Annotated in this window: 8 protein-coding genes; all 8 read left to right on the forward strand. The window is 40.0% G+C overall.

The features are described from left to right. The coding region (locus tag DW039_RS15580) for a glycoside hydrolase family 172 protein (RefSeq protein WP_133302542.1) at window positions 1-489 on the forward strand (489 nt) is incomplete at its 5' end. A 29-nt stretch (window positions 490-518) separates the two neighbouring features. Then, the gene (locus DW039_RS15585) at window positions 519-3074 is read left to right on the forward strand and encodes a GH116 family glycosyl hydrolase (protein ID WP_120382116.1); all 2556 of its coding nucleotides are present in this window, start codon (window positions 519-521) and stop codon (window positions 3072-3074) included. 79 nt (window positions 3075-3153) lie between these two features. After that, window positions 3154-6255, forward strand: a complete 3102-nt coding sequence (locus DW039_RS15590; protein ID WP_117879162.1) for a GH116 family glycosyl hydrolase — start codon at window positions 3154-3156, stop codon at window positions 6253-6255. A 107-nt stretch (window positions 6256-6362) separates the two neighbouring features. Then, the gene (locus tag DW039_RS15595; RefSeq protein ID WP_120382117.1) at window positions 6363-9524 is read left to right on the forward strand and encodes a TonB-dependent receptor; all 3162 of its coding nucleotides are present in this window, start codon (window positions 6363-6365) and stop codon (window positions 9522-9524) included. Window positions 9525-9538: 14 nt separating this feature from the next. Next, window positions 9539-11257 carry a RagB/SusD family nutrient uptake outer membrane protein gene (locus tag DW039_RS15600; protein ID WP_022400629.1) on the forward strand — a complete coding sequence of 573 codons (1719 nt, stop codon included), beginning with the start codon at window positions 9539-9541 and terminating at the stop codon, window positions 11255-11257. 97 nt (window positions 11258-11354) lie between these two features. Beyond that, complete coding sequence (locus DW039_RS15605) at window positions 11355-12506, forward strand: glycoside hydrolase family 172 protein (RefSeq protein ID WP_022400628.1); 1152 nt, start codon at window positions 11355-11357, stop codon at window positions 12504-12506. 22 nt (window positions 12507-12528) lie between these two features. Then, the gene (locus tag DW039_RS15610; protein ID WP_022400627.1) at window positions 12529-13611 is read left to right on the forward strand and encodes a PHP domain-containing protein; all 1083 of its coding nucleotides are present in this window, start codon (window positions 12529-12531) and stop codon (window positions 13609-13611) included. A 41-nt stretch (window positions 13612-13652) separates the two neighbouring features. Further along, a complete protein-coding gene (locus DW039_RS15615) occupies window positions 13653-16727 on the forward strand; it encodes a TonB-dependent receptor (protein WP_120382118.1) in 3075 nt (1024 codons plus the stop codon). Window positions 16728-16737: the final 10 nt, after the last annotated feature.

The raw sequence follows: 16737 nt of genomic DNA on the forward strand, positions 1-16737 counted from the left end.
ACGCTGATTGACGGTGTGAAGGGCAAGGGACAGTACGTGGGTACCTACCTGGCGTGGCGTGTAAACGACAACTGCTGGTGGGGTGAGGGGGAAATCAAGTTCTACATGGACGGTGACAGGGAATACCCGACTATCTGCGGGACCGGGACTGAGGACTACTTCTGCGGTTCGTACAATTTCGAGAACCAGAAGACGCGCCAGTACCAGGAGTTCACCACCCCTTATGCCGGCATGCACCAGGTAATCCGTCCCGACGGGCTGTACCGTGCGGTGACCGCTTTCGGGCTGTACCGCTGGCATATCCTTGACCCGGTACGCTTCGACAAGGACCTGAAGGTCACGATACAGGATTTGGGATGGCGTCATGACGGACGCTACAACAACCAGAAGTCGGATATCTCGTCGACCACTTTCTGGTACCAGGCTGAGCCGCATGCCAAATTCCCGGCCTTGCCGAGCAAGGACGGTTTGGAAATTCCAAGATGGTAAAATAAAAGTTTAATTAAAAAATATCTAATATGAAAAAGATCTTAGCTTTAGGGGCTATTACTTTATTCTCACTTAGCTCTTGCCAGAATCAAAAGGCAAATGCAATACAACAACAAAGTGAGTATATAAAAGAGTACAAAGGAGACTATTTGAATCGCATAGCATTTCCTATTGGTGGAATGGGTGCTGGTATGTTTTGTCTGGAAGGAACCGGAGCCATTTCAAATATGTCAGTCAGGCATCAACCCAACATTTTCAATGAACCTTGTATGTTTGCCGCCGTACATGTGAAAGGTTATGAAAACGGCTCAAAAGTTCTGGAAGGCCCTGTCCCTGATCGCAAGAAGTTTGGTGGTCCAGAATCAGCTTTGGGAGGCCCTCTCACTTCCTGGGGACTACCCCGATTTGAAAACGTAAGTTTCAGTTCACGCTTTCCTTTTGCAACCGTTCGTTTATCGGACAAGGATGTCCCTCTAGATGTAGAACTAAAAGGATGGAGTCCATTTATTCCGACTGACCAGGATAATTCCAGCTTACCCGTCGGAGCCCTTGAGTATACCTTTACCAATACATCAGATCGGGATATAGAAGCTATTTTCTCTTATAATACACGTAACTTTATGGCCATGAACGGTGCTCCACAGTCCATTCGGTCAATTAAGAACGGCTTTATTCTATCCCAAGCAGCTTCTGATAAAGATAAACACTTGAAAGGAGATTTTGCAATCTATACAGATATAGACAATACAAAAGTAAATCATTGTTGGTTTCGTGGTGGATGGTGGGACCCCCTGACCATGGCCTGGAATGCTATAGCAGATGGAAACATAGTAGAAAATGCGCCTATGCAAGGAGAGGCTCCCGGAGCATCTTTATATGTACCCTTTAAAGTAAAGGCAGGTGATACATATTCCATCCGCTTACATATGGCCTGGTATGTTCCCGATTCTGACATTCGCATTGGCGCTGATGCCGTTACCGAAAATGATAAATCATCAGAATGCCCTACTGTGACAAAAACAGAAACTCCTCAGAATTATCGTCCTTGGTATAGTACACGTTTTAGTAGTATTGATGAGATAGCAACATACTGGTCATCACAATATGACAATCTTAAGAATAAAACAGAATTATTCACCAACACATTCTATGATACAACTTTACCAGCAGAAATTATTGATGCCGTAAGCTCCAATCTCTCCATCCTGAAATCACCGACTGTCATGCGCCAACACGATGGCCGCCTATGGAATTATGAAGGATGTGGAGATACCTGGGGCTCCTGCCATGGTTCTTGTACACATGTATGGAACTATGCACAAGCCATTCCTCATCTTTTCCCTGCAATGGAAAGGACATTGCGTGAAAGTGAATTTTTCATAAGCCAAAATAAGGAAGGCCACCAAATGTTCAGGACAAATATTCCTATCCGTGCTGTAAAACATGACTTTCATGCAGCAGCAGACGGACAATTGGGTGGTATTATCAAAATCTATCGTGATTGGAGAATCAGCGGGAATACCGACTGGTTGAGAATGATGTATCCACATGTAAAACAAAGTCTCGATTATTGTATAAATACGTGGGACCCCCGTCGGGTAGGTGCTTTGGAAGAACCTCACCACAATACTTATGACATAGAGTTTTGGGGAGCAGACGGCATGTGCACCAGCTTTTATACCGGAGCTTTACATAGCTTTATTAAAATAGGAAAAGCTTTGAATGAAGACGTTTCCCAATATGAAGCTCTGCTGGCAAAAAGCAAAGACTATATGGAAAATAAACTATATGACGGTGAATACTTTATCCAAAATATCCAATGGCAAGGTCTGAAATCTCCCGACCCGATTGCCATAGCCGAAAAGAACTGGAACAGCGACTATTCAGAAGAGGCGCGTGCCATTCTCCTGAAAGAAGGTCCTAAATACCAATACGGAAAAGGATGTCTGTCCGACGGTATTATAGGCTGTTGGATGGCATTGGTTGCCGGTATGGACGAACCCATTGATAAGGCTAAGGTAAAAAGCCATTTGAACTCCATCTATAAATACAACCTACGCCGGGATTTAAGCGATCATGCCAATCCCCAGCGTCCCACTTACGGATTGGGCAAGGATGGCGGTGTATTATTGTGTACTTGGCCAAAAGGGGGTAAACTGAGCCTTCCGTTCGTTTACAGTGATGAAGTGTGGACCGGAATTGAATACCAAGTGGCCTCTCACCTGATATTTGAGGGTGAAGTCGAGAAAGGTCTTGACATCGTCCGCACAGTACGCAAACGCTACAATGGCAAAGCGCGGAATCCGTACAACGAATACGAATGTGGAGGCTGGTACGCACGCGCATTGTCAAGCTACAGCTTACTTCAGGCATTGACCGGCGTCCGTTATGACGCAGTTGACAAAACATTATATATAGATTCTAAGATCGGTGACAGTTTTAGAACATTCCTGTCCACAAATACAGGATTTGGTACAATTGAACTACAAAAAGGGAAGCCTGTCATCAGTGTTGTTTTTGGTAAGGTAGATGTTAGGTCTTGTGTCGTTTCTGGTAATCAGACAAGCTTTGAATATCAAAACTGATTAGAAATACTTAACATTAGGTAATTAAGGTAATGAAGATTGTTTTTCAGGTTATTTCTAAACAACTAAAAAAGATTTTATGAAACGAATTAAACTCTTGACACTATCGTGTCTAATGTCGCTTTCTCTACCCTCTTTTGCCCAATTTTCACCTGACCACAAGGTTTCGCTGGACAAAGGTGATATAAAATCATTCATAGGGGATAAGGAAAGTAAAGGTGAAAGAAAGGTATACAAAGGTGATGAACTCACCACCATCGGTATGCCGGTTGGTGGTATTTGTGCCGGGCAATTGTATGTCCGTGGAGATGGTACACTGGCCAATTGGTGGATTGCAAACAATGCCTATAATACTGGCTACGGCATTGACTGGTTGTTAAACTTCGACACTCCACTGGGTCCTTGGAAGGTTTGCTACCAGACCTTCGAGCCTATGAGCTATATTGACCAAGGATTCAAAATTACAGTAAACGATGGTAATAAAGCCATAACAAAAGAACTGAATAAAAAGGATTTTGATGATATCTCCTTTATAGGTGAATATCCTATCGCTTTTGTTGAATATGCCCAAAAGAAGCAGGAACTGCCTGTCAGAGTTTCTGCAGAATTCTATTCGCCATTCATTCCACTGGATGCCAAAAGTTCTGCCACTCCAGCCACAATAATGAAATATACCGTCAAGAATACGTCGGATAAAAAGGTTACCGCCGATCTGGAAGGATGGATGCAGAATCTGGTATGTATTGATTTGAAAGGGCGTGCAGATGGAATGTTGCAGAATAAGGTTATTGACAATAATGGCTGGAAATCTGTCTACATGGACATGAGAGTGGATAATCTTCCGGCCAAGATTGCCGGTAAAAACCGAAAATATGAAGTATTCGATAACTTTGAGTCCGGAAATTACAATCGCTGGAAGGTAGAAGGTACTGCTTTCGGCAGAAAGCCTGCCTCTGGCGAACAATGTAACCAAAATAATTTTGGCGGCAACTATGGAAGTTTCCTGGCAAACTCTTATACAGATTACGACAAACCTACCGGTAAACTGACTTCCAGAACATTTACAATCAAGAATAAGTATATTTCGTTCAATATTGCAGGCGGTGCCCATCCGGGAAAGACTTGTATAAACCTGGTCGTTGATGGAAAAGTAGTAATGTCTGCAACCGGTAATAATAACGAAGATTTCCTCCCACGCAACTGGGACGTATCCGAATACAAAGGAAAGAAAGCATACTTGGAAATTGTTGATGCTGTTGATGGGGACTGGGGACATATTAGCGTAGATAATATAGAATTCTCCAATTCTCCTGTAGATGCCCCTACCATCACGATAGACAAATCACACGCCTACTTCGGTAACTTAGCTCTATCTGTGTTTGATGGCAATGCAACCGGAACAGCAGATGACTCGGAAAATAATCTGGAATATGCAGAAGCAGAACTCGGTAAAAAATTGAATGGAGCATTGACTTCATCCATGACTCTACAACCGGGAGAATCCAAAGAAGTTATCTTCGTACTTTCTTGGTATTTCCCCAACCGTCCTCTGAGTTACAAAGGATCTGAGTGGAACAAGCCATTACCTCCCAATAGCCCAGCTATCGGTAATATGTACGCCAACTGGTATAACTCCTCTTTAGATGTAGCGAACCAACTACGTGAAAATTATGCAGAGTTGTCCAAAAAGACACATGATTTCCATGATACATATTACAATCAGACCACTTTACCATACTGGCTTGTGCAACGTATCATGATGCCTATTTCCACATTGGCAACGGAAACTTGCCAATGGTGGGCTACGGATAAGTTTTGGGCTTGGGAAGGCGTCGGTTCTTGTGAGGGAACTTGTACACATGTCTGGGGTTATGCACAAGCAATGGCAGCTTTATTCCCAGAGTTGGAACGCAATTTGCGCGAAAGAACTGATTATAGTGTATCTCTCCAAGAGGATGGAGGTATTTTATCACGAAACGGAGAACACGGTATTCTAATTGACGGGCATGCAAGTGTTATCTTACGCATGTATCGTGAACATTTGATGTCCAAAGACAATTTCTTCCTGGCAAGAAACTGGGATAAGATAAAACGTTCCATCCAGTATATAATCCGGGAAGACGGAAATGAAGACGGTCTGATTGTCAAGACACAGCCAAATACTTATGACATTTCGTTCAACGGTGCCAACACATACGTAGGTGGACTTTACCTGGCAGCATTGAGGGCCGGTGAAAAGATGGCTTATATTATGAAAGACACTACCACAGCTAATTATTACAAGAAAATATATACAGCAGGTAACGAAAACACAATGGATCGTTTATGGAACGGTGAATATTTCTTCCAAGACGTAGATGAGAAAGAATACCCTAAATACCAATACGGAAAGGGTTGCTTAAGTGACCAACTTTTTGGACAAACATGGGCTTCTCTCTATCGCTTAGGTGATATTTATCCGACAGAAGCTATCAACAAGGCATTACAGTCCATCTGGAAGTTCAACTGGACCAATGACGTAAAAGCCCAAAGTGAGGCTCATCTTCCTGAAAGATATTACGCACACGCTGGAGAACCCGGATTATTTATTTGTACCTGGCCATACAGCAAGCACCCGGGTGAAGATGGTGTTAGATATCGTGATGAGGTGTGGACTGGTATTGAATATCAAGTTGCTACTGAAATGATTAAACGTAACATGATTGATGAAGGTTTGGCTATCGTAAAAGGTATCCATTCACGCTATGATGGCAAGAAACATAACCCATGGAACGAAATAGAATGTGGCGACCACTATGCACGTGCCATGGCATCTTACGGAGTGTTACAAGCTGTACAAGGGTATTGGTATGATGGTCCAAAGGGAATTATCGGATTTGATCCTAAGATTGAAAAGAATGACATAATTGGATTTTTCAATGCTGCCGAAGGTTGGGGAAATATCTCACAAATCCGGAAAAATGGAAAACAGACCAATAGTATAGAAGTGAAGTATGGGCGTTTATATCTTGACAAACTACAGGTAACTTTACCTGAAGGGATGAATGCCAACATAGTAAAAGCATCTGTGAACGGTAAAGTAATTCCTGCCAGTCTCACCAATACAAACGGCTATACAGAAGTTTCATTGAATGGACTGCAAATATGCGCTAATGACAAACTACAAATAGATTTTGAATAAAAAAATGGCATGCGTTCTCAAAATAACATCTTAGTAAAGATGTTATTTTGAGACACATAGCCCTAATAAATACAATATCTTTTTTTGTTACATTAAATCAATTAATTATGAAATCAGCATGTAAAAACAGATTTCTAGCGACATTCCTGCTCGCAATCTGCTTTATAATGGGCACCCCATTATGGGCACAGCAAAAAGTAGTACATGGTGTAGTTGAGGACTTAGAAGGTAATCCTATGCCAGGTGTTTCAGTAATGGTAGAAGGAACAACTACCGGAACTATTTCAGACATGGACGGTAAATATGAAATTGCAGTCCCAAGTGGAAAAAATCTAATTTTCTCCTTTATCGGAATGAAATCTGAAAAAGTAGAAGTAGGAGGAAAAACAGTTCTAAACATAAAATTGAAAGAAGATGCCGTAATGCTCCAAGAAGTTGTAGCAATCGGGTATGGAACAAAAACCAGGGCTACAACAACCGGTGCAGTAGACTTAGTGAATGCCGACAAACTGACTAATAAGCCATTAACCAACACTGCAGAACTTTTACAAGGTGTTGTTCCTGGTATGGAAATCAGAAGAACAAACCAGGGTAAAGTCGGTGAAGAAGGTTATGATATCCGGTTACGAGGAGTAACTTCCCGTTCTGATCCAGGTATTTTAGTCGTTGTAGATGGTATTCCATACAGTGACAACAATGCAAATGCGCTGAACAAGATTAATCCGCAGGACATTGAAAATATCACAATCTTAAAAGATGCACAAGCTGCCATTTACGGTGCACGTGCTGCCGGCGGTGTTCTATTGGTGACTACCAAAAAAGGCAAAACAGAGAAACCAACCATAAGCTATACGGGCAACTTTAACTTTAATACACCTGCCAGTGTTCCTCAAAAGGTAAATGTATTGCAACACATCGAAATGATGGGTGAACTATATGCCAACGATGGCATTTCCAATCACTTCTTCACTCATTTACTTCCTTATGTAAACACTGCAGACATTTATTCCAAGAATCCGGAAGTCGTTAAAGGACCGTTTGGTGACACTCCTGATTTAGTATTGGGTTGGCACGACTGGTGGAAGGAAATGTACGGAACAGCTTTTGATCATTCCCACAATTTGTCAATTTCCGGTGGTTCAGAAAAATCCAACTACTATGCTTCTATCGGTTATCTGGATCAAGGATCTATGTTCAACTATGGAGAACACAACAACAAGAAGTATTGGGGACGGTTTAAATATGAATACAATTTGAACAAGTACATTAAATTACGTTCTAATGTATATGTAGGCCGTAAAAAAGTAACAGAACCTTATGACATTAACCAATTGGCTTGGTTGACATACTGGACCTGGAACTGCCAACCTACCTTTAACCCTCAGGGTCAATACTATGGTTCCGGTGGCTTTGGTAATCCTATTGCATTTGCAGAACATACTGGTAACCGATGGAAAACCTATTATTCTTACTATACCCAATTGGGTTTTGACATCACCCCTCTTAAAAACTTAACTATTACGGGGGATATGTCATTGAACTATGACATCAGTGATGAGAAATATTATCGCAAAAGACACCAGACCTACCACTGGGACGGTTCTTTGAACTATGATGTTATAGATTATTGGTATAGCGGAAAAACAAAAACAGAATCTCTCTATAACAGAAATGAACATATCGTTACTTCCTTGCATGCAAACTATGATTTCAGGATTACAGACCAACATATGTTCAATGCTATGTTCGGTGCTTCTCATGAGGAACTTGATGCCAGAGGATTCAATGCCTACCGTTATGACTTAATTACTGATGAACTACCAGTATTAGGCTTGGGAGATTCAGAACAGCAATATAATGGAGAGTATAACAATGCCTGGGCCATTACCTCCATCTTCGGACGTCTAAGCTATAATTGGGACAACCGCATTTTTGTAGAAGCCACATATCGTAATGACGGTTCTTCCAAATTTGCCAAAGGTCACAAATGGGAAGATTTCTGGGGAGTATCAGGCTCATGGATCATTTCCAATGAGAATTTCTTTACTCCAGCTAGAAATTATCTAAATCACTTGAAACTCAGACTTTCTTGGGGCCAATTGGGTAATCAGGCCGGTATCGGATTATACGACCATTATCAATATATCAATATTGGAGGAACATACCCATTCGGTAATTCAAATAATCCGCTAAAAGTACCAAATGCATCTTTGGGAGCTATGCCGGCAGTCGACAGAACATGGGAAACTATCGAAACTTATAATGCCGGAATTGATTTTGCAACACTGAATAACCGACTGAGTGGTACTTTCGACTACTTCATCAAAGACAATAAGAATATGTTCTATGCCGAAGAATTTCCTACAATATTAGGTACAAGTGCCCCTTCTATCAATGGAGCTCACGTTAGAACCAACGGTTGGGAACTTACACTGAACTGGAAAGATAAAATCGGTAAGGTAGGTTATAGAATAGGACTTAACCTAAGTGACAACAAGACAAAAGTCATTTCTTTAAGTGATTCCCGAAATCCGGGTCATGGACTGATGGGCTTTGTGGAAGGGTATCCGACCAATTCATTCTTTATTTACGAATTTGACGGTTTCATTAAAGACGAAGCAGATCTTGCAGATTATAAAACTAAGATGAAAGGTGGAGTTCCTACAAATCTGAGAGTAGGTGATGCAAAATATGTAGACAAAGACGGAGATGGTGTTTTGGAACCGACATTATATAAGGAAGGTGATCCTAACTCTGGCGATATTGTATACAAAGGTACAAATAATCAAAGATACTTGTATGGTATAAATTTAGGATTAGACTGGAAAGGAATCGATGTAAGTGCATTTTTGCAAGGTGTAGGTAAATGGGATTGTATCAACGGAACTTATGCCGGTGGTGGTGAAGTTTGGAAACAGTCATCCCAATATTTCTATCACAACACATGGAGTCCCGATCGTCCGAATGCAGAATATCCTCGTTTGACACAAGATGGTGGTATCCACGGATATAACTATCAATGGTCGGATGCACCCTATAAATTTTTCAATAACAGATATTTACGTTTGAAGGAAGTACAGATTGGTTATACATTCCCGACAACACTTACAAAGAAAATTGGTGTTGAAAAATTGAGAGTTTACGCAACGGGGATGAATCTACTTGAATGGGACAACCTACCAAATGGATTTGATCCGGAAGCCCCCTATACAGAGAATCTGATACCTTTCTCCAGAACTTATTCTATAGGTGTGAATGTACAATTTTAAAAAAGACAGATGATATGAAAACACATAAATACATACTGGCAGGATGCTGTTTACTTCTATTAGGCGCTACAGCTTCATGTGAAAAAGATTTAGACTTATACTCGCAAGATGTTATTTCTGAACCAGTATATTTTGCGAGTGCAGAAGACTTTAAACGTTATGCAAACCAATTCTATTACGGTTTGCCCACCTTCAATGCAGATGATGATATGTCTGACATAACCAAACCAACAGGTTTCAATAATGTAAGTAATAGTTCATATATAGCGGGAACTACCGATGGAACCTGGGACGGGGCTTATTCTGCCATACGTTATATTAACTATGGACTTGAAAGATGTGCAACCGCACCAGATGAATTGAAGAATGACATCAAAGTTTATGAAGCCGAAATGAAATTCTTCCGAGCTTATCAATACTTCAATCTGCTAAAGCGGTTTGGTGGAGTGCCTTTGATTGAAAAAACACTTACATTGGAAGACAAAGACCTGCTATACGGACCGCGTGACAGCAGAGAAACAATTGCAGCCTTCATTAAAAAGAATCTTGATGAAGCAATTCCTGAACTGCCACTTGAATCAGCTATATCAGCAGACGACAAAGGTCGCATATCCAAAGGAGCTGCCGAAGCAATGAAAGCTCGGTTCTCACTCTTTGAAGGAACATGGAGAAAATATCATGGACTACAAGGAGCAGATGCCTTTTTGGATGATGCTATTTCAGCTGCTAAAAATGTAATCAACAGTAATGAATATGAGCTGTGGGACCATAGAGCTGAATTGGGAGATTGGTCTTACAAGTACTTCTTTACACTCTCTAAAATAAAATCGAATCCTGCCGGTCTGACAAAAGCTGATAATAAAGAAACCATTTTAGCACAGCGTTATGATGAAGATCTCAGAGAGTCTCCACGTTATGAACACTCCGGTACACTATGCCCGACAAAAAAGTTGGCAGATATGTATTTGGACAAAAACGGATTACCTATCACCCATCCGAATTCTGTATTCAAAGGTTATCAGAAAATAACATCGGAATATGAAGACCGTGACCCTCGTATGGACATCTTCTTCGTAAAACCAGGTGAACGTTTTTGGTTATTCTCACAACCAATGTATAATCCTGATTGGAGTAACCCCGACGATCCAAATAGAGGTATTGTATATAATGTAGATTTTGGTTTTTGGACTCAAACCGGTTATAGAAATGTAAAATTGGAAGCAGAGGTTAGTTTCCCATTGGGATGCGACTGGCCAATTATCCGTTATACAGAAGTACTATTGATTTATGCTGAAGCTTTGTTCGAAAAGAATGGCAATATTTCTGATTCAGACTTAGACATCAGTATTAATAAACTGAGAGATCGGGTTGGCATGCCTCATCTTACCAACACTTTTGTTACTGCCAACGGATTGAACATGAAAGAGGAAATTCGCCGTGAAAGAACCATTGAACTGAGTCTGGAAGGTTACCGACTTGACGACTTGAGACGTTGGAAAACTGCAGAAGTTGAACTCAATCAACCATTAAGAGGTATCAAATACAAAGGAACCGAATACGAAACCGACGGACGTTGGGATAACATCGGATATGAAGTAGACGAAGAAGGGGTTATCGTTCTGGAAAAAGCATCAGATAGAAAGTTTGACCCGAACAAACATTACCTATTCCCATTGCCGACCAGACAGATACTATTGAATCCACAACTGGAACAAAATCCCGGTTGGAAATAAATCAATCACTCATTGATATCCAAGGGAGATGTGTCAAAAGTGGCACATCTCCTTACAGAAATTACCTATCTGTAAACACACAGTAAAAAGTAGAAATATGAAACATAGTCTATTACTATTGCTATTATGTATCCCCTTCTTATCTGCATTTCCCCAACAAATCGACGGAGAACTGTATAATCTGACAAAAATGAAAAACGGCTACCGTTCCAAACGGATTAGCAGTTACGATAAGAACGGCTATAATGGTGACCGTATTGTAGGAATCAAACCCAACGAAAAAGTCGTAATCTGTGATATTCAAGGAGCTGGAATCATCAATCATATATGGTTCACCATAGCCCCTCCTCCTCATTTGGTAAACCGTAATGATATTATTCTGAGAATATATTGGGATGGAAATAGTTATCCTTCGGTGGAATCACCAATAGGTCCGTTTTTCGGACAAGGATGGGACGAAAACTACAATTTTAGCTCTTATGCACTATCTACCGGACCAGCTAATGGAACAGGTATGTCTACTTATTTCATGATGCCTTTTGAAAAAGGTGCCCGCATTGAAATAGAAAATCAAGCCGATAACGTAGTTGATAATATTTTTTTCTATGTAGACTATTATGAAGTAGATAAGTTGCCTAAAGATGTAGGACGTTTTCACGCATGGTATAATCGTGAAATTACCAATCCAGTAAAAGACCCTAAAACTGGAGGTGAAATAGCAAACATTGACGGAAAAGAAAACTATGTCTTTGCAGACATTAAAGGAAAAGGGCACTTTATAGGATTGAACTATTATGTACAAAATCCCTCTACGGCTTGGTATGGCGAGGGTGATGATATGTGGTTCATTGACGGAGAGAAAATTCCTTCAATGGTAGGAACTGGAACTGAAGATTTTTTCAATACTTCCTGGTGTCCCAAAGAACCTTTCCAAAGTCCTTTCTTCGGCTATCCACGCGTAAACGGTGAAACCGGATGGTTAGGACGCACTCATGTATACCGCTTTTTTATCACCGATCCGGTATTCTTTGAAAAATCTCTGAAAGCAACCATTGAACATGGAACATCCAACGATATGGATTTAGACATTGCAACCGTTGCTTATTGGTATCAGGACAAATCCTATCCTATACCTGCTATCCCCAATAAAGCTGAACGTAAGTTGAAACCTTTAATTAACTTCTGGCATATTCACCAAATGCGTCAAGCTTGGAAAAAGACCAAGAATAATAATGCCTGGGGTGACTAATAACCAGATTAATAAAAGAAAAATGAAAAATACATATCTGATTGCAGCCCTCCTAATAAGCTGCACAACCTCTACTTTTGCTCAATACAAGGGCTTGGATGTAGTAAAGGTAGCAAATTCACAGCAACCTTACATAAATGAAAACATTCATATCCCTGACATAGAAGGATACAAAACGCTGAAGTGTGATTTTCATACACACACTATTTTCTCAGATGGTACAATCATGCCTGAAGAACGTGTATGGGAAGGGAACAGACGTGGACTGGATGCAATAGCCATTACTGAGCACATAGAATACCGTCCACACAATTCATTCATCAAAGCCGATCACAACGAATCATACAAAATAGCCAAAGGAGTAGAGAAAAATGCCAATATAATAGTGATACCGGGAGCGGAAATAACCAGAAACAAACCTCTTGGACACCTCAATGCACTATTTCTGAAGGATGCCAATGCTTTGGATATAGAAGATCCGCTGATTGCCATAGACAATGCTTTAGAACAAGGAGCCTTCATCATGTGGAATCACCCCGGATGGCCCAATGATACTAGTACAATCTACAAAGTGCATCAAGAGCTGATAAAGCAAAAAAAGATACATGGAATAGAATTAGTGAACGGATTTGAGTTTTATCCTATAGCTTTCAATTTTTGCAAGGATTATAACTTGACCTATATGGGAAATACCGATATCCATGGCGTTTACAATCAAACCTATCGAACAGACAGGCAATATGGTCCTATGACAATTGTATTTGCCCGTGAACGTTCTATAGAAGGAATAAAGGAAGCTCTGTTTGCCCATCGTTCTGTCGTTAAATTCGGTGATATGCTAATTGGGTCGGAAAATAATTTAAAAGCACTCATGAAAGCTTGTCTCTCCTACAAAATAAAGCCAGTGAAAGGAAATGAAGCTATTATGGAAATAAGTAATAAATCTACATTAAGTTTTTATCTACAATTGGATAACAAGACTATATCCATTTTAGGATCCGATTATACCGAATTTAAGGTACGTTTAGATGACAAAATCAAATTCACAAATATGTTTATAACAGATAATTGTCAACTGGAAATCGATATTCCCGAACTTAAGTAAAAGAATACAAGTAATTTCAAACACTTTTATATTCACTTATTATGAAACCAACATGCCAAAGCAAATATTCAGCAATAATATTATTTGCTATTTGTCTCATAATGGAAATCCCATTATGGGCACAACAAAAAGCCATACAAGGCTCTGTCAAAGATATGGAAGGTAATCCAATGCCTGGAGTCACTATTATGGCGGACGGAACCAATGCTGGTACAATAACCAACACAGATGGAAAATACTCCATCAATGTACCGGAAAAAGGAAAATCACTCACTTTTTCTTTTTTAGGATATATCTCACAAACATTGGATATAACTGGAAAACAGACTATCAATGTATTTTTAAAAGAAGATTTGATGAAAATTGAAGAAGTAGTAGTTATTGGCTATGGACAGCAAAAGAAATCCGACTTATCAGGAGCCATTGTCAATGTAGGAGTAGACAAACTGGAAGATGTAGCCTCACCCAATCTTGTATCCGCACTTGGAGGTCGTTTAGCAGGTGTATATGTCCAACAAAATGGAGGAGGTCCAAACCCTACAACTTCTATCCGAATCAGAGGTACAGGAACCTTGAATGACAATAACCCTTTGATTGTCATTGATGATATTATTGGTGCAGACTTGGAATCAGTCAATCCTTCTGATATCGAAACAATGACAGTTCTTAAAGATGCTTCGGCAGCAGCTATCTACGGTTCAAGAGCTGCAAGTGGAGTCGTACTTATCAAAACCAAAAGAGGTAGAAGCGGAATGAGACCTACTGTAAAGTTTGATGCATATTATGGTTTCTCGACACGTTCAAAAAAACTGGATATGTTGTCAGCTTCACAATTAGCTACAATATACAACGAAGCTAGCGATAATGACAATACTCCAAAATTGGAAGAATTCGCAAACCCTTCTGCCATGAAAGATGTAACTGATTGGCAAGACGAAGTATTCAGGACAGCCTCCATGCAAAGTTATAATGTATCATTGACTGGAGGTGGAGAAAACAATAACTACAATTTAGGTTTTACTGCTCAAGACAATGATGGTATTTTAAGGAATACCTATAACAAAAGATACACACTAAGAATCAATTCGGATTATAAATTAGGCAAGAAATTCAAATTTGGTGAAAGTATCAATTTGAGTTTCAAGCAAAGAAGAGGAGTCGATACTCGTGGAGATAATGTAGGGGCAATGATTCAAACGCTGGCTTATCATCCTGATGTTCCGATATATAACGAAGATGGAACTTATCATGGTGTATTCTCTTCAAATTATGGCGACTTAAGAAATCCAGTAGGAATATTCGAAAGAAATACCCAAAGAAACAGATTTTTTCAATTGGAAGGAAATGCTTACCTACAATATGAGATATTACCGGGATTTTCTGCCAAAATCAGCGGCTCTTTGAAAGTTATTGATAATGACACAAAAACCTTCAGTGTAAAAGAGCCAGAACCAGGGAAACCTAATCTCGTGAATGGATTAACTATGTTCAGAGCCATGAATATAGGTTGGATTGGGGAAGGATTCCTATATTATGACAAGAGCTTTCAACAGCATAAAATTAATGCTATGATGGGTTTTTCAGCCATGAAAAATACGGGTGAAGACCTTTCTGCTTCTAAGAGTGGTTTTGATTTTGAATACCCCACTTTCCAATATCTGAATGCAGGAACCCTTAACCCGGTATGCTATGGCGGATATGGTGAAGACGGATTGGTCTCCGGATTACTGAGATTGAACTATTCGTATGCCGACAAATATATTGTTTCATTGAATATGAGAGCAGACGGTTCCTCTAAATTTGCCAAAGGAAACCGATGGGGATATTTCCCCTCTTTCTCTGCTGCATGGAGAATGACTCAAGAAAAATTCATGAATCATATTTCATGGCTTAATGATTTAAAATTGAGGGTCAGCTATGGTAGTTTAGGTAATCAATCCGTAGCATCTTATGCCTACATGGCTACCTATACCACCTCACTTCCAGATGGAAGATATACTTTCGGTCCAGGTACTCAAACCCTATACCAAGGTTATTATGCGGGTGTAATGGCCAATCCCGATCTGAAATGGGAAACAACCACCCAAGCAAACGTAGGAATTGATGCAGCTCTATTCAAAAACAAGTTACTGCTGACGTTGGATTATTATGATAAGCGTACAAAAGACATTCTGATTAATCCACCTGCTTTGGGAGCATATGGAAGTATAGGTAACCAGTTGATAAATGGTGCAACCGTACACAACAAAGGTTTCGAAGCGACAATTACATACAGAGACCAAATAAGAGATTTCTCATACGACGTTTCTTTCAATATTTCATCTTATAAAAACAAAGTCACTTCATTGGGAAACGATGCCCAGCCTATTTATGGTCCTAAATTCAGAGATGCCTACTCAATTACCCGAACAGACGTAGGTCATCCTATCGGATATTTCTATGGATATAAAACCAATGGCATCTTTAAATCCGAAGAAGAAGTAAAAGCATATACTAATTCAAAGGGAGAACTGTATCAACCATTGGCTAAACCCGGTGATTTCAGATATGCAGATACCAATAACGACGGAGTATTAGACTCTGATGACAGAATCAATTTAGGAGATGCTGTTCCTAATTTCTGTTATGGTCTGAATCTTGATTTAGAATATAAAAACTTTGATCTGAATGTATTCATGCAGGGTGTTCAGGGAACACAGATATGGAATGCTATCCGCTACACTTTTGGCTTTACAGGACTAAAATACAATTACTTCTCCGAAATTATGGACAGATGGACTCCGGACAATGTAAATGCAACAGTACCACGTGCTACCTGGATGGATCCTAATAATAATAAAAGGCCTTCGGATTACTATCTGGAAAACGGTTCATACCTAAGAATGAAAAATATTTCATTAGGATATACTATTCCCAAAGTGTTGACTCGCAAGATTGGTTTGGAAAAGATACGTTTCTATGTTTCAGCACAGAATCTATTTACCATTACTTCTTATTCGGGCTATGATCCTGAACTGGGTATAGATACAATAGGTGCCGATTTGGAAAGTAATGTAGACAGAGGACAATATCCCCAATCCAAATCCTATTCATTTGGCGTAAATCTCGTATTCTAAATTTATGTAA

The sequence above is a fragment of the Bacteroides sp. AF39-16AC genome (genome assembly GCF_003602735.1).
GTDB lineage: Bacteria > Bacteroidota > Bacteroidia > Bacteroidales > Bacteroidaceae > Bacteroides > Bacteroides uniformis.